Source organism: Acetobacter sp. AC2005, assembly GCF_037901235.1.
In the GTDB taxonomy this organism is placed as follows: domain Bacteria; phylum Pseudomonadota; class Alphaproteobacteria; order Acetobacterales; family Acetobacteraceae; genus Acetobacter; species Acetobacter oryzoeni.
Genome location: NZ_CP149625.1, coordinates 216,318 through 235,293 on the forward strand (window position 1 = coordinate 216,318; position 18,976 = coordinate 235,293).

General features: G+C 55.8%; 18 protein-coding genes. 11 read left to right on the top strand and 7 right to left on the bottom strand.

Features of this window, described 5'->3' with window-relative positions:
• Positions 1 to 27: 27 nt before the first annotated feature.
• A complete protein-coding gene (locus tag QQM41_RS01040; protein WP_050819618.1) occupies positions 28 to 2,028 on the bottom strand; it encodes a response regulator in 2,001 nt (666 codons plus the stop codon).
• Entirely contained in the window at positions 2,012 to 3,847 is a 1,836-nt protein-coding gene (locus QQM41_RS01045) for an ATP-binding protein (RefSeq protein WP_339077496.1), read from the bottom strand. Before QQM41_RS01045 ends, QQM41_RS01040 begins: the two co-directional genes overlap by 17 nt.
• 251 nt (positions 3,848 to 4,098) lie before the next feature.
• Between QQM41_RS01045 and QQM41_RS01050 the strand changes: the two genes are divergently transcribed.
• Positions 4,099 to 4,494 carry a hypothetical protein gene (locus QQM41_RS01050; RefSeq protein WP_050819616.1) on the top strand — a complete coding sequence of 132 codons (396 nt, stop codon included), beginning with the start codon at positions 4,099 to 4,101 and terminating at the stop codon, positions 4,492 to 4,494.
• 52 nt (positions 4,495 to 4,546) lie between these two features.
• Here QQM41_RS01050 and QQM41_RS01055 read toward each other — a convergent pair whose 3' ends face one another.
• Positions 4,547 to 5,668, bottom strand: coding sequence for a zinc-ribbon domain-containing protein (locus tag QQM41_RS01055; protein WP_339077497.1), 1,122 nt, complete (start codon positions 5,666 to 5,668; stop codon positions 4,547 to 4,549).
• 121 nt (positions 5,669 to 5,789) lie between these two features.
• On the opposite strand from QQM41_RS01055, the gene QQM41_RS01060 reads away from it, so the two are divergent.
• Genes QQM41_RS01060 through QQM41_RS01070 form a run of 3 tightly spaced genes read left to right on the top strand, consistent with a single transcriptional unit; the run spans position 5,790 to position 8,145 of the window.
• Complete coding sequence (locus QQM41_RS01060; protein WP_339077498.1) at positions 5,790 to 6,572, top strand: ATP-binding cassette domain-containing protein; 783 nt, start codon at positions 5,790 to 5,792, stop codon at positions 6,570 to 6,572.
• Positions 6,569 to 7,516, top strand: coding sequence for an ABC transporter permease (locus QQM41_RS01065; RefSeq protein ID WP_050819614.1), 948 nt, complete (start codon positions 6,569 to 6,571; stop codon positions 7,514 to 7,516). Before QQM41_RS01060 ends, QQM41_RS01065 begins: the two co-directional genes overlap by 4 nt.
• Before the next feature lie 44 nt (positions 7,517 to 7,560).
• Positions 7,561 to 8,145 (top strand): YdcF family protein, encoded by a 585-nt coding sequence (locus QQM41_RS01070; protein ID WP_050820378.1) that lies wholly within the window; start codon positions 7,561 to 7,563, stop codon positions 8,143 to 8,145.
• A gap of 6 nt (positions 8,146 to 8,151) precedes the next feature.
• On the opposite strand, the gene fghA is transcribed toward QQM41_RS01070, so the two are convergent.
• Complete coding sequence (gene fghA, locus QQM41_RS01075) at positions 8,152 to 9,018, bottom strand: S-formylglutathione hydrolase (protein ID WP_339077499.1); 867 nt, start codon at positions 9,016 to 9,018, stop codon at positions 8,152 to 8,154.
• 144 nt (positions 9,019 to 9,162) lie between these two features.
• On the opposite strand from fghA, the gene QQM41_RS01080 reads away from it, so the two are divergent.
• The 3 genes from QQM41_RS01080 to QQM41_RS01090 all read left to right on the top strand — a co-directional run bounded on the left by QQM41_RS01080 (position 9,163) and on the right by QQM41_RS01090 (position 12,437).
• Positions 9,163 to 10,038: a bestrophin family ion channel gene (locus tag QQM41_RS01080; protein WP_339077500.1), complete on the top strand. Its 876-nt coding sequence runs from the start codon at positions 9,163 to 9,165 to the stop codon at positions 10,036 to 10,038.
• Between the two features lie 65 nt (positions 10,039 to 10,103).
• Entirely contained in the window at positions 10,104 to 10,694 is a 591-nt protein-coding gene (locus QQM41_RS01085) for a CarD family transcriptional regulator (protein ID WP_003622862.1), read from the top strand.
• Positions 10,695 to 10,832: 138 nt separating this feature from the next.
• Complete coding sequence (locus tag QQM41_RS01090) at positions 10,833 to 12,437, top strand: tetratricopeptide repeat protein (RefSeq protein WP_339077501.1); 1,605 nt, start codon at positions 10,833 to 10,835, stop codon at positions 12,435 to 12,437.
• An 85-nt stretch (positions 12,438 to 12,522) separates the two neighbouring features.
• Here QQM41_RS01090 and QQM41_RS01095 read toward each other — a convergent pair whose 3' ends face one another.
• The gene (locus QQM41_RS01095) at positions 12,523 to 13,911 is read right to left on the bottom strand and encodes a penicillin-binding protein activator (protein ID WP_339078133.1); all 1,389 of its coding nucleotides are present in this window, start codon (positions 13,909 to 13,911) and stop codon (positions 12,523 to 12,525) included.
• Here QQM41_RS01095 and rsmI point away from each other — a divergent pair.
• The gene (rsmI, locus tag QQM41_RS01100) at positions 13,899 to 14,867 is read left to right on the top strand and encodes a 16S rRNA (cytidine(1402)-2'-O)-methyltransferase (protein WP_339077502.1); all 969 of its coding nucleotides are present in this window, start codon (positions 13,899 to 13,901) and stop codon (positions 14,865 to 14,867) included. The genes QQM41_RS01095 and rsmI overlap by 13 nt on opposite strands.
• 3 nt (positions 14,868 to 14,870) lie before the next feature.
• Here rsmI and QQM41_RS01105 read toward each other — a convergent pair whose 3' ends face one another.
• Positions 14,871 to 16,085, bottom strand: a complete 1,215-nt coding sequence (locus tag QQM41_RS01105; protein ID WP_339077503.1) for an NAD(P)/FAD-dependent oxidoreductase — start codon at positions 16,083 to 16,085, stop codon at positions 14,871 to 14,873.
• 4 nt (positions 16,086 to 16,089) lie between these two features.
• Positions 16,090 to 16,758 (bottom strand): glutathione S-transferase family protein, encoded by a 669-nt coding sequence (locus QQM41_RS01110; RefSeq protein WP_003628165.1) that lies wholly within the window; start codon positions 16,756 to 16,758, stop codon positions 16,090 to 16,092.
• Between the two features lie 184 nt (positions 16,759 to 16,942).
• On the opposite strand from QQM41_RS01110, the gene minC reads away from it, so the two are divergent.
• The 3 genes from minC (at position 16,943) to minE (ending at position 18,923) form a co-directional block, all read left to right on the top strand.
• On the top strand, positions 16,943 to 17,641 hold the full coding sequence (gene minC, locus QQM41_RS01115; RefSeq protein ID WP_012812794.1) for a septum site-determining protein MinC: 699 nt from the start codon (positions 16,943 to 16,945) through the stop codon (positions 17,639 to 17,641).
• Between the two features lie 140 nt (positions 17,642 to 17,781).
• On the top strand, positions 17,782 to 18,597 hold the full coding sequence (gene minD, locus QQM41_RS01120) for a septum site-determining protein MinD (protein ID WP_003622855.1): 816 nt from the start codon (positions 17,782 to 17,784) through the stop codon (positions 18,595 to 18,597).
• A complete protein-coding gene (gene minE, locus QQM41_RS01125; RefSeq protein WP_050819607.1) occupies positions 18,594 to 18,923 on the top strand; it encodes a cell division topological specificity factor MinE in 330 nt (109 codons plus the stop codon). Before minD ends, minE begins: the two co-directional genes overlap by 4 nt.
• The last annotated feature ends 53 nt before the right edge of the window (positions 18,924 to 18,976 follow it).

Below are 18,976 nucleotides of genomic sequence, written 5' to 3' on the forward strand. Positions count from 1 at the left end.
TTATTCCGCCCAGAACAAGGGGTTGGCCTATGCAGCCAGCATGGCCTTTACATCTCCTAAAAGCGCATCACGCGTGTAGGGTTTGTGCAGCACAGCCACGCCTTGGGGCAAAATACCCAGATCTGCGTAGCCTGTTACAAACAGCACTGGCAGTTCTGCCCGTTCGGCATGGATACGTTGTGCGGCTTCGCCCCCGTTCATGCCGGGCATCATCACATCCATCACCACAAGGGCGATATCCGGCCTGTTGCGCACGGTTTCCACGGCCTCTGCGCCGCTGGCCGATTCCAACACCTCATATCCTGCACGGCTCAGAAAACCTGCCGTTACTGCGCGCACGCCCGGTTCATCATCCACAACCAGAATAGCGCGGCCCTGCGGCGTGGCTGCCAGTGTGCGCATATTAGCGGTGGCATTGCCAGAAACACCTGCCGCGGGTGGAATGGATGCTGAAAGTTGCGCATCCATAGCCGGGAACCACAATTCTACGGAGGTGCCGCCACCCGGTGTGCTTTCCACACGCACTTCGCCGCCGCAATGGCTGATAAAGCCGTAAATCATGGACAGGCCCAGCCCAGTGCCCTGCCCCATATCCTTGGTGGTAAAGAACGGATCAAAAATGCGGGCACGCATTTCTTCCGTCATGCCCACGCCTCTGTCCGAAACCTGCACAACCACCCATGCCCCGGCATGATCCTTGCCCACATGGCGGCCTAACAACCGCGCAACCTGCCGCACAGAAACACTGGTGCTGCCACCCTCCGGCTGTGCGTCTATGGCATTAATGCACAGGCTGAACACCGCCAGTTCAAGTTGCACGGGGTCTGTCCATACAGGTGGCAGAGGTTCTTCGGGCAGTACAAACTGCACGCTGCTAAAGCGCCCGCTACCTTCTACCGAAGCGGAATCCAGTGCATCACGGATATCTTCTGGCACCTTGCCCTGCTTCATGAAGCCCTGAAGGTTTTGCATCACCTCCTGCACTTCCACCCTCTGGCACACCAAGTGGCGCGGGCGGCTGAAGTCTAGCAGTTTGCGCGTAAGAGTGCCCCCTCGGCGGGCCGCTTCCATGGCGTTTTGATACAGCCGTGCCACGCCCGGCTCTCGCGGGGGTTCCAGATCCTGCACCAGCTCCAAAGAGCCCTGAATAGCGGTGAGCAGATTATTAAAATCATGCGCAATGCCGCCTGCCAATGTGCCAATGGCCTGCATTTTCTGGGCCTGCCGCAAACGCTGCTCCAGCCCCAGCAGATCTGTTACGTCCCGATCAATCAGGATGGAATAATCAGACAACAAGCCCGAACGCACAGGGGCATTACGCAGGCTATCAAGCCGCACGCGGGTGAGATCATGCCAGCGGTTTTGTCCATCAGGCCCCGGAAGCTGCAAGACCTGCTGATCCCGCCCGGATGTTTCCAGCGCCTGCCGCGCTTCTTCCAAACTTTCCTGTCGTGGGCCGTTTACCAGGTCCTCTTCTTTCTGGCCCAGGCATTCGGCAACGCTGCGGCCGAACTCCCGCGCCATCTGCTGGTTCAGGCGGATAAAGCAGCCATCCTGATCTTTGAACGCCAGCCCAAATGGCAGGTTTTCCAATAGCCCGCGTAGCAAAAGCTGTTCGCACTCCAGTTCTTTTTCCAAAAAATAGCGTGCGGCAGCCTGCCCCACCATAGAAAGAAGTGTTTCATCATCCCACGGTTTGTACGCAAAAAAGGAAATCTGCCCCCGGTTCAGCGCGGCTTCTACGGCGGAGATATCGGCATATCCCGTTAGCAAAATGGCTCCTGCGCCGGAAATATCCCGCGCCTGCGCCAAAAAGACATCACCCGTCATGCCGGGCATGCGCTGGTCCGAGATAATAACCGCTACATCCGGGTTTTCACGCAGCAACGCCAAACCCTGTTCTCCTGATGAAGCAGAAAGAACATGGTAGGCACCTTCCAGCAGGTCTGTCAGCGCAACCAGAATCTCCGGTTCGTCGTCCACCACAAGCACGATGGGACGCTGTTTCAGGTCAGGCAACGTTATCACCGCGCCTCTCCTCTCCTGCTCTGTATGGCACGCGAAGGGTGAAACAGGCGCCCCCCAACGTGCTTGCATTGGTTACAACAACATTGCCGCCGTGGGCCTGCACAACACCATATGCGGTGGCCAGCCCAAGCCCCGTACCAGACCCTACAGGTTTTGTGGTAAAAAACGGTTCAAAAACACGTTCCTGCAGCTCTTTGGGCACGCCCGGCCCGGTATCGCTTATCTGGATCACGTATTCTTCACCTTTACCGCTTTCGGCTTGCTCCAAAAACGAGGTGATAAGGATACGATCTGCGTGGGAAAGCGTGGGTTCGGCGCTTTGAATCGTCTCGCGCCGTTTGTCCAAAATGGCATCTGCGGCATTGCTTACGATATTCATGACCACCTGATTGACCAGCGCTGCCTGACACACCAGTTCCGGCGGGGCCTCCAACTTGCAGGTAACTTCAATATCCTGCCCCAGCTTGGGGGCAAGCAGTGTAAGCACCATGCCTATGGCTTCGGGCACATCCAGACGGCGGAACTCACCTTCTTCCAGCCGGGAAAAACGGCGCAGACTGGCCACCAGATCCCGCATGCGTGAAAGACCGATAAGGGAGGCTGAAAGACGCTCACTCCCCTTTTGCAATGCGGTTTCCGCCATAACCAGATCTTGCGATCTGACGGCATGCAGCGCCTTGACCATACTGCGTTTGACTGTGTTTTCGTGCGCCAGAACAAACGCCAGCGGATTGTTGAATTCGTGCGCGATTCCGGCGGCCAATTCCCCCAATGATGCCATTTTGGCGGACTGCACCAGTTTGGCCTGCGCCTCTATCAATTTGCGATTAGCAGCCGCCAGATCTGCATTTACCCGCCGCAAAGCATCGGCCAGCGCCATACGTGCGCGGGCACTTTCTATATGTGCTTCCTCGCGCCGGGCTTCGTCCTGCAATGTTTTACGCCGCACAAGGCTGCCAATACGGCTTACCAGCAAATCTACAGGTGTATCGGCATCCAGCAGATCATCTATTCCGGCATGAAATGCGCGTGCCACCTGTTCACCAGAAAGACCGCCGTGTTCCACCATGCCCATAATGCGGGTGCACTGGCGGCTACGCCTGCGAAAAGCCGCTATGGTGCGCGCAAGCGCCAAACCATCAAACGCCGGGCAAGCCAGATCCACCACCACACAATCCGGGCAGGCGCGGCTACTGGCAATACCGGAAAGATCCAGTTTTTCCGGGTCTTCCACCAACAGGGCATCTTCCCCATTCTGTTGCAAAAGCTCCACCAGATAAGGCTGGCCGCCTCTGATCGGTTCAAAATCTGCGGGTTTCTGCCTATCAGACCACGCCCATAATACACCGCCCGGTGCTGTCATGATCACGATGCGCGGCTGACGAAATACCACACCCTCGCGCCCGGCCAGGTCTTCATCATATTCACGCAGCAGCGCGCAGATACGGAAAACCAGCAAAAGCGGATTATCCGCCATGCTGAAGCAACAATCTGCCCCGCGTTCCAGAATTTCGGCTTCCTGCCTGCTGTTGGCATCTGGCAACAGCACAACAACCGGGATACCGCGCGTGGCCGCATTTAACCGCAAACGCTGGCAAAGCTGGGTTGCGGGCATATCTGGCAACCGTGCGGGCACAACCAGAAGATCAGGCAGATCTTCATCAAACCCGGCAAAGGCAGAACGACCATCTGCCACGCTTTTTACACGCAACCCACGCGCCTGCAGCAAGGTTTCAAGATGCACCTGCCAAGCCGCGTCCACCCCGACAAACAGGATGGAGCAGGAAAGAAAATCCATAATTTTACCGGCCACCGGCATAAAATCCGCTGACGTGCCCTTCCGAGAGGTCAGTGTAAAAAATGCATCTTAACAAAACTCTGCCCTCACACCCTCATCGCGAATGCGTTACCCATATGAAAACATGTCTTGCATCCGTCATATGGCTATCCATTGGCATGCTTTACCCTGTGCCTGTATATATAGGGCAAGAATAGTCCGCCTGCGCGCTCTGTGGGTTGGATACAACACAACCACTCGGCCCATTTACTGCCGGCAAGGAACCAATACCTATGGACCCGCGCATGCCTCTTTCTTCCCAGTCTTCTGCTGCTTACCGATCTGGCGCTTCTGGCTTTGCCCTTGTGCGCACAGCCATTTGGTCTGTCTGTTATTTTGCGTTCTATTTTGTGCAACAGATTGCCGAGCTGTTTGCCCCATTGCTGCTGATTGCAGGTGTGGCATGGGCCGCGCTGCCCGCGCTGGTTGGCGCTCTTTCCAAATCCGCTGCATCGGCAGACCCGCAAGCGCGTGATGCCATTGCCAATGTGGCTTCCGCTATTCCGCATCATCTTGCCATTGCCGGGCATGATCTTACAGCAAGCGGCCTGATCTGGGATGGTATTATGCTTATGGCCTTGGCAGCCGCAGGTGCCACACTGGCAACACTGGCCGGGCGCAGCATGTAAAAGCTGCGCACTGCTGTGAGTACAAGTTAGGCGCGTCTTTTTGTATCAGGCCTTAACTGGCCCGATGCAGACGCGCTGCCGCAGGCCATGCGTGCACAATGGCATTCCACCAATGCCAGATAGCCACAAAGCCGATAACAGCCAGCACTACGCTGATAATCCAGGCTATTTTCCAGAATTTTTCCGTTAAAATCAGCCCGCGCACATCAAGCTTGCGCGCAGATGGCGTTTTGGATTGGGCAACGTGCGCCGCTGCACTTTGAGCATAGGCCTGCGCCACTTCCGGCCGCACTTTGGGCAGCCCCATAGGCCGAGACGTGTTTGCAGCCCCCACTTGTGGTGCCACTTGTGGTGCAGAAGATTCTGCCGGGGGTGAGGCCCTGCGCAAAGGCTCAGAGCGTTGGCCCGTTTGCGCAGCAGTTTCTTTTGGCTGCGGCGGCTCCGGTGCAGCTACGGGGCCAGATGGCGCGGAAGATTTTGTAGCCGATGGCAGCGTTGGTTCAACATGCGGCGGCACATATGGCGGAGGTGTTTGCGTAACATGCACCTGCCGCACTGTTGTTGGCTGCGGCACTTCCGGCACGGGCTGCGGTGCAACTGGTTCTTCTGGCTCTGGCGCAGGTGTGTGTTCCGGCTCGACGACAGGTTCCGGTTCAACCACAGGCGCGTTGGGAACTTCCGGTTCTGGTTCCGGTGGTGGTTCTGGAACGGGCTGAGGTTCTGGCTGCGGCTGAACGGGGGCTTCTGGCGCTTGGGGTTCAACCGGCGCAGGTTCTTTTGATGTTTCCTCGGCAACGTGTTCTGGAGCAGGCTCTTGCGGCGCCGGAGGTTCCGTTACAGGCGGGTGCTCCGAATCCGGTTCTTCAGCAGGAGGAGCTTCCGAAGGTTCCGGAGTGGGGGCTACTTTTTCTTCCGGCGCGCTGTGTGGTGCTGTTGCTTCTGGTGGAGCAGATTGCGGTTGAGCGTGTTCATGCGGCACAGGCTCCGCAACAGGTTCTGGCTGCGGCTGCGGAAGCTGAACCCGCCATTTAACGCCACAGGCAGAGCATTTGAGCATTTGCCTTTTGGCAAGAAGAGCCTCTGGAACCTGATAGGCCACACCGCAGGAAGGACAGACGATCTTCATGAACACTCTCTTGATACAAGGCTGCCTTCCTCCCTGCGCCTGCTGCACGCAGATGCGAGGCTAAGGCATCGAACGGAAGAACAGATTTGGCATCTCCCTTAGCACAGGTAACACCCGTTCGCGCCAGACATCGCGCCAAAAAGATGGAACATGCCGTTTATTAGGCAGTATGTTGTGTCTTTCAATCGACACTCCCCCTGCCTCTCGGTTACACTACATATATGCAACAATTGTTCCGCTTTATGCCACTTCCGTTCCTTATGGTTCCAGCATGATCCGTCTGGAAAACGTTTCATGGCGGCGGGGCAAAAAGCAGAATACGCAGGTATTGTCCGATCTTTCCTTCTCCATTCCGCAGGGGGGATTCCGCTGGCTTCTTGGCCCATCGGGCGCTGGCAAAAGCAGCCTGTTAAGCCTGCTGCACCTTGAAACACTCCCCACAGAAGGGCGCATGCTGCTTTTGAGCAAGCCTGTTTCCAAGGCAGAAAAGCGTGCACATTTTGTGCGCCTGCGGCAGAGAATCGGCATGGTGCATCAGGATTACAAACTTATCCCCGGCCTAAGTGTTGCGGATAACGTGGCCCTGCCTTTGCGCCTGCAAAAACGCCCTGAAGATGAAATTCAGGATGAAATTCACGCCATTCTAAAATGGGTCGGTTTGGGTGAGCGCCTGAATGCCCCCGCGGCCAGCCTTTCTGGTGGGGAGCAGCAGCGTACAGCCATTGCCCGCGCCATTATCCACCGCCCCGGCCTGATTTTGGCAGATGAACCCACCAACGCGCTGGAAGAAAGCCAAGCCCACCGTCTATTGGATATGTTTGCCGAACTGAGCGACATGGGCACCACCATGGTTGTGGCAACACATAATGAGGCCCTGATCCGCAGGTTGGAACGCCCGGCCCTGTATCTGGAGCGTGGCCGACTGGTGCAGGATGAAGGGGCAACGGTATGATGATGCCCTTTTCTGGCCGTAAGGACGGTCTTTCTGTTTCTGAAGCGCTGCCCGACCGCAGCCTGTTTACGCTTGTGGCCATGATGAGCTTTCTGGCTGCCTTAACGCTTGCCGGGGCAACAGGTGCGCGCGCACTTTCTGCCCGCTGGGCCGGAGGTGCAGCCCAGCTTGTAACCGTGCAGGTGCCAGACCCTGATCAACCCCTTACCCCTGCCAGCAAAAAAGAGCCCACAGGCCCCACCCGTGCGGAAGCTGTTTTGGCAGACCTCAACACCCTGCCTCCCGGCTCGGTGATGCACCGTTTGGATAAAGAGGAACTGGCACGGCTTTTGGAGCCATGGCTGGGTGAGGCCGATAACTCCGCCCTCCCCCTGCCAGCCATTATCCGCATTCGTTTGCCAGATAACGCGCAGGTGCCCAACGATCTGGAACAAACCCTTACCGCGCATGTACCCGGCACCATTGTGGAGCATAATGCAAGCTGGGGAGAACGCCTGAAAGCACTGGCCAACAGCCTTTTGGCCTGCGCAGGTTTGGCTTTGCTGACCGTTGGCGGCATTGCCACGCTTGTAACCGGCCTTGCCACACGTGCGGGCCTTTCAACCCGGCGCGATATTATTGAAATCCTGCACGGGCTGGGGGCATCCGATGGCTATATTGCAGGCCGTTTTGCTTGGCGCACGGCCATGCTGGGGCTAGGCGGCAGCTTGGCTGGCACTGTTCTGGCCATGGTGCCTTTGCTGGTGCTGTTCAGAATGGCAGCGCCTTTTGCCAATATCTCGCTCCAGTCTGACACGCTGTTGCTGCCCGATTGGCAAACCCTGCAAAACATTATTCCAACAGATATGCTGGTTGCCTTTGCAGCTCTGCCATTTGTTGCTGCCTTTATTTGCTGGATTACAACACAGAGCATGGTGCGCCTATGGCTGCGGCGGCTCCCATAATCCCTCAGCGCAAGCCATCCGGGCCGCGTCCTTCTGGCCCGATCATGCTTTTCATTCGGCTTTCATTCCGGCTGATCTTGCTGGCCTGCCTTGCCTTTACCGGCGGGTTTGGCTGGTTTGTAAACGATGCCCTGCGCCCACCGGGCTATTTGCCCCATGCAGATGGCATTGTTGCCCTTACAGGTGGCGCAGGCCGCATTGACACATCACTTAATCTGCTCGCACGCAATCAGGGTGAAAAACTGCTGATTTCGGGGGTGGATACCCAAACCACATTGGGTGAGATTTTACCGCCCACCGCCCCTCCTGCTTTGGCGGAGCGCATTACCCTTGGCTATCAGGCTCGCTCCACCATTGGCAACGCGACAGAAACAGCCGTCTGGGTTGCAGATAACCACATAACGTCGCTTATTGTTGTAACCGCCAGTTACCACATGCGCCGCGCCTTGCTGGAACTCAGCCGCACATTGCCGGATGTAACCCTGTATCCTTATCCGGTGTTGCCACCCGCCATGGAACATCCTTTGCACCGTTCCTCTTTGCGGCTTCTGGCTTTGGAGTATCTTAAATGGCTGGGCGCACTCGGGGGATTGACCTCTCCCAGCCTCAGCCGCGCCCTGCACTCCTAAAAAAGTTCAGCCTGCCTTTAGGTTCGCCGCATGGTGGCGCAAATGGTCGGCCACAAAGCTTTGCACAAACCAGTAGGAATGATCATACCCCGCGTGCTGGCGTAGGTTCAGCTTTTGCCCAACCTGCTCCGCTGCTTGTTGCAAGTGCCATGGCTGAAGCTCGCGTTGCAAAAACTGGTCAGCCTCACCCTGATCAACCAGAATGGTGTTGGGGTGTTTGTAACCATCTTCTAACAAACACACCGCATCATACGCGCGCCAAGTAGCCTGATCTGGCCCCAAATACGCGGTAAATGCCTTTTGCCCCCATGGCACTGCGGCCGGATGCACAATAGGCGCAAAAGCGGATATGGATTTCCAGAATGTTGGCGCACGCAAGCCATGTATCAGCGCCCCATGCCCGCCCATGGAATGGCCCATAATGCCACGCCGCGCACTATCCAACGGCAAGGCCTGCTCCACAATTTCTGGCAGTTCCTGCGCGATATAACTGCCCATACGGTAGTGTTTGCTCCAAGGCTGCTGCGTGGCATCCAGATAAAACCCGGCACCTGTGCCTAAATCCCAATCCTTATCTTCTTCCGGCACACCTGCGCCGCGTGGCGATGTATCTGGCGCCACCAATGCCAGCCCCAACCGTGCAGCCTCCGCCAAAGCTGTGGATTTGATAAGAAATGTTTCTTCCGTGCAGGTAAGGCCGGCCAGCGCATACACAACAGGCACCTTTTGCCCGGCACAGGCTGTTGGCGGCAGGAACACACCAAACCGGGCTGAAAGCCCCAGAGTATGAGAAAAGTGCTCGTAAAACTGGATCTTGCCACCATGGCACAGATGCTCTTCACGCAGTTTCAAGCCGGTTGGTTGTGTTGCCATTTCTCCCCTCCTGATCCTTCAAAAATCCGCAATCGTGCTGAAAAATATGAAATAAATATATGTATTGTTAAGAAACTCCCTTTTTCGTGCCATGTTGATATAGGTTCAGGCAAGAACGCTTTTCTGACACGCGGAGATTTGTGAATGATTGTTGACCAAAGGGTCGGGCTACGCATTATCGGGAAAGAAATTCTAGGTGTTATCCTGCTAATGGCAGGGTGGGATTTAATTGTAGTTGTGCTTTTTCAGGTGTTCCATCAGGAATGGATGGAACAGCCCAGCCTGCCGGTTTCTCTTATTGGGTCTGCACTGGCATTGTTTATGGGGTTCCGCAGCAACAGCGCCTATGCACGCTGGTGGGAAGCCCGCACATTGTGGGGTGCCATTACCAACAACTGCCGCTCCTTTGGCCGACAGGCCGGAACATTGCTGGGAGACCGGCATGATCTGATGTACGCCATTGCCGCCTACCCCCATGCCCTGCGCATGGCTTTGGGGAAGGAAGATGCTTCGGCCGATATTCAACGCCTGCTGCCACCTTATATGCAGGATGCCATTGTTAATTACCGAAACAAGCCCAACGCCATTTTGTATCAGATTGGGCTGGGCGTGACGGAGGAAGTGAACAAAAAGGGCATTGATGGCGCAGTACATGGGCAGATAGACCGCATTTTGTCCGATATCGCCAACGCCCAAGGCGGGCTGGAGCGTATTCGCAACACTCCTTTGCCCATGCAGTTTTCGGCTTTGCCACGCACATTGGTGAACATCTTTTGCATCGTACTGCCCCTTTCCATGGTGCAGACGCTGGAATGGATTACACCGCTGGGCTCATCTCTGGTGGGGTGCCTGTTTTTGGTGCTGGATAAAAGTGCGAACGATCTGCAGGAACCTTTTTCTGGCACACCGCACGCGCTGCCCATGGCAACAATGGCACGCAATATTGAAATTGACGTTACCCAACCAACCGGAGACCCAACAGCACCGCCCCTTAGTGCTGTAAACGGCATACAATACTGAATAGCAGAACCGCAGTTTTCTCTTTTACAAGACAACGCTGCGGTTTTATGCTATAAGCTATCGCTATGAACACGTTCAGAGCACCTCCTAAAGGCGGCGTGACAGACGCCATGGCACGCACCGCTGCAGCTGCTACGGCAGCCCAGGCAAAAACAAAAGTAAAGGATGAAGATCCTTTTGAGGAAGGCGATGCCATTGTCTATGCCGCCCATGGCGTGGGGCGGGTAGACCGGATAGGGGTTGATGAAATTGCCGGAACGAAGCTGGAAGTCATCCAGATTTCCTTCCCCGGCAACCAGATGACACTGCGCATCCCGCTCAGCAAGGCCCGTAAGGCTGGCCTGCGCAAAATTGTCTCGCGCGAGATTGTGGATAAGGCCATGGCCATCATCAAGGGCAAGCCGCATGTCAGCAAAGGCATGTGGGCCCGCCGCGCCGTTGCGTATCAGGAAAAAATCAACTCGGGCGATCTGGTCCAGATTGCCGAAGTGCTGCGTGATCTACGCCGCAATGTTGATAGTCTGGATGGCAGCTTTAGCGAACGCAAGCTGTTTGAAGCTGCGCAGGAACGTTTTGTGGCCGAGGTGGCCGTTTTGGAAAATAAAGACCCAACTGAAGTTCTGGAATCCCTGACTGCAGTTATGAAAGCTGCCTGAACCTTTTACATTCCGTTACTTTATTTATTCAGGTTCATCGCCCGGCATGATACACTATCGTGTCGGGTTTTTTCTTGCCTACACATTATCTCGCTTGTGTTATTCATTCTTCTGTTTTGAACGATACCTAATGCCATCATGAACACTCCTGCTGCTTCTGCCTCTCCCCTGCCCGATCAACTGACGTTCCGGCGCGCGCGTGCAGAAATTGCTGCGGGCCATTTCAATGAAATGCTTGCCGTTCTGGAGCCATTGAGCGCAAGCGACAATGATCTGGCTAAAACCTTGTATGCGTATTGCCTTGCGGGCACAGATCAGCCGCAAAAAGCTGCAGAAATTCTGTGTGATATTGCCTCCCGTCATGCTGGCACAGAACACCCGCTACAGGCACTGAGTGATCTGATAGCCGAACTGGACAAACGCCCTCTGGCGGAAGCCACATGCCGCGCCGCCCTTGAATGCACGCCACAGGATGCCCGTATCTATGATATTCTGGGCAACCTACTGGTGCAGTGCGGGCAGCTTGATGAAGCCATCAGCCTGTTACGCCATGCCATTGAGCTACGGCCTAACAGCATGCACTCCCACAACCTACTGGCGATGGCACTGCTTGAAAAAGGCTGTTTTGATGAAGCCTTGGCTCATCTGCAAGATGTTCTCAAAACGCAGCCAGATCATGCCGGCACACTTTCCAACATCGGATGTATGCTGGCAGGCAAAGGGCGGTTGGATGAAGCCCTGGATTATTACCGCCGTGCCATTTCCCTCCGCCCTACAGAACCACAAATCCGCCTGAACCACTCCATTACGCTGCTTAAAGCCGGGCGTTATGCGCAGGGTTGGGCAGAACATGAATGGCGCTTACGCCTGCCCGGCCATACCAGCCTGCCGCCAAGCACTCTTATGCCTTCGCTTGGGCCAAATACAGATATTCGGGGCAAGCGCATTCTGATTACGCAGGAAGAAGGGCTTGGCGATACCTTAATGTATCTGCGTTACATCAAGCCACTTTCAGATCGGGGGGCTATTCCGCATTTGTGGGTGCCTGAAACACTGGGAGAACTCTGTAACCGGGTTGTTGGCGCACATATTGTGCAGGTTGGCGGCACCACGCCACCCTTTGATTGGCACTGCCCGTTTATCAGCCTGCCCCGCGTTTTTGCTGCCACATCAGATGCCATGGGAGCCCCTGTGCCCTATTTGCGCGCAGACACCCTAAAAGTGCGCGAACTGGCACAATTCCTACCTGAAAATGATAATCTGAATGTCGGGTTGGTATGGGGCGGTGCACCACGGCCCAATACCATTTCCGCCCATATTGTTGATCGCAGACGTTCTTTAAACCTGCACACCCTCTCGCCTCTAGGGGATATAGAGGGCATCAATCTCATCAGCTTGCAAAAAGGCCCCTATGCCGAGCAGATGAATGATCCACCACCCAACATGGTGTTGTATGATCCCACACACCACTTCCATAACATGGATGACACCGCAGCCTTCATCATGTCTCTTGATGTTGTGGTTACGGTAGATACATCTGTGGTGCATCTGGCTGGTGGGTTGGGCAAACCGGTTTTGCTGATGGATCGGTACGATAACTGCTGGCGCTGGCTCAGTGGGCGCACAGATAGTCCGTGGTACCCCACCTTGCAGATTATCCGTCAAACCACCCCGCGAAAGTGGGATGATGTGATAGAACGTGTTGCCGAGGTTTTAACCATTCTGGCACAGCACAAAAAATAATTTCTTTTATGCACTGTAAATAAAAAGGGCTACCTGAAAATACATCAGGTAGCCCTTTTGAGTATTTATTGCAAATACAGCTAGATCAGCCAGATATTGCACTGGCCTTTGCGGGAGCGCTCTGCATTTTGGCAGGGCTACCGCCCCCAATCACTTCAAACACACCCAAGGCGCGGCGCACGCGCCCATCGGGCAGCAGCGTGAACGGGCCATTTACGCCAGAAAACCCATCTGGCCGTGTAAGTGCGCTTGCCGGATAGCCAGAAACACCACTCTGCGCCACTGTTTTGGCCACATTGGCAGCATCGTAAGACAAATCTGCCAAGGGCTTGGGCATATGGTGGTTAACCGCCATAAAGCGCGTTACAAAAGCTTGGCGGGATGAAGGATCTGGCGCAGCATACCATGCACCTTTAATGGCCCCCAACTTGGTGGCAAACGCGGCCCACAGGCCCGGCCCCATAATCCGCACAGATGGCAGGCTGATCTGGGTTTCATTCAGCGCCACAATCACGTTTTTCAGGTTCAGGCCAGTATCACCCAGCAGCAGCGCATCAAACGGTGGCGCCTCCAGCTTGGGCGTTTCTGCCTTGGGGGCATCTGCTGGCGCAGCGGAATTGCCATCCGTGCCCAATGCAGCCGCCAGATTAGAAGGCAGTTTGTCTGCCGTTTTAGCAGCATCTGCATCTGCCGAGGTGGCTTCTGGCGTGTAAGGAGCAGGCTCACTGCTGCTGCCTTTAGCAGCCTGCAGGCGCGTATCGTAATTGGAAATATCACGCAGGCTCTGCGAAATGCTGGCCGCCGTGCCGGAGTGATACACAATGGTGGGCGCTGGCAGGCCCTGATCATGGCAAGCAGACTGCAACCCATTACCCAAAGCGTGGCCCAGCGGGTTGTTGGGCAAAAGAGCTGCAAACTTGCGCCGCCCATCCTGCCGCGCCTGTTCTACCAGCCGCTGCACCTGATCTTCCGGCGTGATACCCATGATCCACACACCAGAACGGGCCTGAGAAATATCACTGGTAAAAGCCAGCACCGGAATACCGGCAGATTGTGCAGCCGGTGCGGCCACTGCGGTATCACCACTGGTGAGCGGGCCAAGCAGCAGGCCATCTCCAGCACTTACTGCAGCGGTAGCCGCGCCAGATGCGCCACCGGTAGCTGCTGTGTCATGCACATCCAACTGCAGCCCTGTGGAAGCTGTCGAGGCCGTGGTGCCAACTGCAAGCTGTGCGCCTGCCAGCAATTCATGCCCCAACCCGGCGTTTGGGCCGCTCAGAGGCAACAAAACCCCAATTTTATGGCTGGCAACAGGCTTGGGAACCCCACCGCCAGCAGAGGGAGATTGGTCTGCACAGCCAGCCAAAGCCATGCCTGTTATGCCCAACGCAGCCAGACCGGCCTTGCGCCATGTCTGTTTTCCCGCCAGACCTTGGCTGGCAAGTCCAGACAGGAGCGAACATGCACGCGTCATCATCAAGATCGTCCTCCACAAACAACCGGCCTGATGAACACCGCGACCGGACTTTCCCCCTGCATAGCGAAGGAAAGCCGCCAAGTCATGCGCCTTCTTCCCCGGGCCTTACGCTGGTTGCCACACCCATTGGCAATCTGGGGGACTTCAGCCCACGTGGTGCTCAAGCTCTTGCAAGTGCGGATCTGATTCTGTGCGAAGATACGCGCACCACAGCCCGGCTGCTGACAGAACGCAGTATTTCTGCCCGCACAGAAGCCCTGCATGAACACAATGAACGCCAGCGTATTCCCGGCCTGATTGCCCGCTTGCAGGATGGGACCAATATTGCGCTGGTTTCTGATGCAGGTATGCCTCTGTTGTCCGACCCCGGCTTTCGCCTTGTGCGGGCAGCCATAGAAGCCAACGTGCCGGTTACGGTCGTGCCCGGCCCTAACGCAGCACTTACAGCGCTTGTGCTTTCTGGCTTGCCGCCGCATCCGTTCATGTTTATTGGCTTTCCGCCCCCGCGCTCATCAGCCCGCAAGGAAAGTTTTGCCAAACTGCATGCGGCCGAACGTGCTGGCCTGAGCGCCACCCTGATCTGGCACGAAGCCCCGCACAGGCTGGCTGAAACTCTGGCCGATATGGCGGAAATTTTTGGCCCCACACGCCCCTGTGCCGTAGCGCGGGAATTGACCAAGAAGTTTGAAGAAGTACGGCGTGATACCGTAGGTGAACTGGCTACTTTTTACGCCACCACCCCGCCGCGCGGAGAAATAACCGTATTGCTTGGCCCAGCCGAGCCAGAACAGACATCTGAAGATGATCTGGACACCACCCTGCGCAGCCTGCTGGAAACACATTCTGTTAAAGATGCCGCAGCATTGGCGGCAACGGCAGCGGGCTTGCCAAAGCGCACTGTTTACACACGCGCTCTGGAACTGGCTGCCGAAATTAAGGCTGCAAAAAGCTAAAACCTATGCGGCACGAAACTGCGCTGCGGCTTCCCCCGCAGCGTGACCGCTGGCCCATGCCCAGTGGAAATTATAGCCACCCAGCCAGCCCGTAACATCTACAGCCTCACCCACCATAAACAGGCCGGGCACAGCTTCTACCTGCATGGAGCGGGAAGACAGCGCGCGTGTATCTACCCCACCACGCGTCACCTCTGCTTTGGCAAAGCCTTCTGTACCTGTGGGGAAAAGCTGCATGTTCTGCGCCCGCTGCGCCAAGGCCTGAATATCTTTATCTGCCCATTCCGCCATAGGGCGGTCAGATGCCTTTTGCGCCGCCAAGGCCGCAGCCAAACGCTGGGGCAACCATCGGGCCAAAGCTGCAGGAGCCTTGGCTTTGGAGCCAGCTTTTTTCAGCCCCATCAGCAATGCTGCCAAATCCTGCCCCGGCAGCATATCCACCTTTACGGCCTGCCCTGCCTGCCAATAGGAAGAAATCTGCAACAAGGCTGGGCCAGAAAGCCCCCGATGCGTAAACAGCAAGGCCTCATCAAACACTGTTTTACCACAGCTTACACGCACGGGCAGAGAAACACCCGCCAGTGTTTTCAGCCAGCCATCCTGAGGCTGATCAAACACTAGTGGCACAAGCGCGGGTTCTGGTTTGATAACGGGCACATCAAATTGCCGGGCCACATCATACGCAAAGCTGCTGGCCCCCAATTTGGGAATGGAAAGCCCACCCGAGGCCAAAATAACGGCCTTTGGCTGAAACTCACCCGCAGAACTCTCTACCCGAAAAGCATCACCAGAGCGGCTGACATGGCGAATACGTGTATCTGTAAGAATACGCACACCCGCTGCAGCACATTCTGCCAGCAGCATGGACACAATATCCCGCGCTGAATGATCGCAAAAAAGCTGGCCCAGCTTTTTTTCGTGCCATGCAATGGAATGTTTGGCCAAAAGCGCCAGAAAATCTTCTGGCTTATAGCGGCTGAGTGCTGATTTTACGAAATGCCGGTTGGCAGACAAAAACCGATCTGCCCGCATTTCCGTATTGGTGAAATTACAACGCCCACCACCGGAAATAAGGATTTTGCGCCCTACCTCCGGCCCGTGTTCCACCACAACAACGCTGCACCCGCGCTGGCCTGCCGTTATGGCGGCCATAAGCCCTGCGGCACCGCCGCCAATAACCAGCACATCTGGCGCGTGCCACGCCGTTTGGTGTTTCAAAAGATCAGAAATCCAGGTTGGTGTAATATTCAGGTGGCGTTATGCCAGAAACCCGATCGGCCAGAAGCGGACGGAAACAGGGGCGAGACTTCATGCGTGCGTACCAATCGCGCACGGCAGGCACCTTGCTCCAGTCAATATCGCCAATAAAATCCAGGCAGGACAGATGCCCGGCGGCCGTAAAATCTGCCAGAGACAGAAAATTACCTGCAAGCCAGTTCCGGTTTTCTGCCAGATCGTTCACGTATTTCATCAGCGGGCGCATGGCGGCATAGGCCTCACGCAGCGCGGTGCCATCGGGGTTACCGCGGCCGCTCAGGCGCTTCATCACCCGTTCATCAATAAACCGGCCAGAAACTTCGCGCGCAAACAGCGTATCAAACCACGCCATCACACGGCGCACTTCCACACGTTCTGCCAGCGTACGCCCCAGCAGCGGCGTATCGGAATATGCTTCTTCCAGATATTCGCAGATCACATACGAATCCGGCACAATCAGCCCATTATCTTCCACCAGAACCGGCACATCACCTGCTGGGTTCATGGCCAGAAATTCGGGCCGGTGTTCCCATGCCCGTTCAATAATGGCCTCAAACGGCAGGCGCTTTTCCGCCAGTACAAGCCGAACAGTACGGCTGGCAGGAGAGAGGGGAAAATGAAAGAGGGTACGCATACCCGATGATTTATGCCATTGCCTGCCCCAGCGCCAGAGGGAAAACAGCATGAAAGCACATCAAATTCCCACCATCCCCTTGCCTTCATGCATCCAATGCGTAACAGACACTTCCCAACTGCACTGTAACGCCATTATCCTGTGCATCTGTTATTCCTGATCTTTATTTCGAGAGCGGCTGTTCTTGTCCGGCACACATCCCCCACTCCCCCGTATCCGTATGTCCGGGCGCTCTTTTCTGGCGCTCACCCTCACGCCAGAAGCCCCGCTGGAAGATTGGCTGGTGGCGCTAGATCATCAGATCACACGGTCTGTTGGCTTTTTTGCTGGCAAGCCCGTCATTCTTGATCTGAGCATGATGCAGGCCGATACACCCAACCTTGCCTTTTTGCTGCCAGCGCTCAAAGAACGCGGCATACGCGTGCTGGGCATAGAAAACGGTGATCGCTCATGGCCAGCCGTAGCTGATTGGGAATGGCCAGAAAGCCCGGTAGGTGGCCGTTCCTCCGGCCCCATTACCGCGCCGGAAGAAGAACCCGAAGGCCCGCCAGAACCCACAACCCTGCTGATAGAAGACCCCGTGCGCTCGGGCCAGCACATTGTCTGGCCAGATGGTGATGTGGTTATTCTGGGCGCTGTGGCCTCTGGGGCGGAAGTTTCTGCCGGCGGGTCTATCCATGTTTATGGTGCCCTGCGCGGGCGGGCCATTGCAGGCATTGGCGGGCACGGCAATGCCCGCATTTATACCCGCAATCTGGCTGCCGAGCTTGTCGCCATAGATGGATTCTATGCCACGGCGGAGGAAATGGACCCCGCCTGCACAGAAAAACCCGCACAGGTTTTACTTTCGGGGGAAGCCCTTTTGTTCCGTCCGCTGCCCTAAAAAACGTAAAGAAAAAGAAAACTAACACCAAATAGACATTGGCAGTTTTCTTTTTAGATGCAGCTTGTCATGTTATCGCCATACAAGGTCATCATGGCTTCAATCCAGATGATCCCGCAGAGATATAAAAAGGAATACTGATGGCAAAGGTTCTGGTCGTCACGTCAGGCAAAGGTGGTGTGGGTAAAACTACAACCTCCGCAGCCTTGGGAGCCGCACTGGCCAAAACCGGCCAGAAAGTTGTGCTGGTAGATTTTGACGTCGGGCTGCGTAATCTTGATCTGGTTATGGGGGCGGAACGCCGCGTGGTGTTTGACCTGATTAACGTTATTCAGGGTGACGCCAATCTGGCACAGGCGCTTATCAAAGATAAGCGGATTGATACCCTCTCCCTTCTCCCGGCCTCCCAGACGCGGGATAAAGATGCCCTGACAACAGAGGGCGTTGCCAAGGTTATTGAAGAACTCCGCAAAAAGTTTGACTGGGTGATCTGTGATAGCCCCGCAGGTATTGAACGCGGCGCGCAAATGGCCATGCACCATGCAGATATGGCTGTTATTGTCACCAACCCGGAAGTTTCCTCTGTGCGAGACAGTGACCGCATGATCGGCATGCTGGACAGCACAACGGAAAAAGCCAAAAGCGGCAAAAAAATTGAAAAACACCTGCTGCTGACACGTTATGACCCCCAGCGCGCCGCACGCGGTGACATGCTGGCTACGGATGACGTGCTTGAAATTCTTTCCATTCCACTGCTTGGCATTATTCCAGAAAGCCCGGATGTTCTGAAAGCATCCAACGTGGGTGCCCCTGTTACCATTGCTGAACCGGAAAGCGCCCCAGCCCGCGCCTATGCAGAAGCAGCGCGCCGCCTGTTGGGTGAAAAAGTGGAAGTTACCATTCCAACTGAACGCAAAGGCCTGTTTGACTGGCTGTTCAAACGGAGAGTCTCATGACCTTCCTCTCCAACCTCTTTAAGCGCCGCTCCTCCGCTCCCGTTGCGCGGGACCGGTTGCAGATTTTGCTGGCGCATGAACGCATCAGTGTGGGTGACGGCAAGGATGACTTGCTGGCTCAGCTGCACCGCGAGATCATGGAAGTTATCAAGCGGCACGTTGCCGTTGATCAGGACAAGGTTCAGATCAAGCTGGACCGTGGTGCGCATTGCTCCATGCTGGAAATTGATGTGGAAGTGCCGGGTCTGTCTGACAAGGCAGACAACAAGGCCAAAAATGCTGCATCAGGCAAACCTTCGGCTGGCGGCAAAACCAAACCGGCCTGATTGTCTAGCTTTCGTGTAGGGGTGTTTGCCCACACATAAATATACAAGCCTGC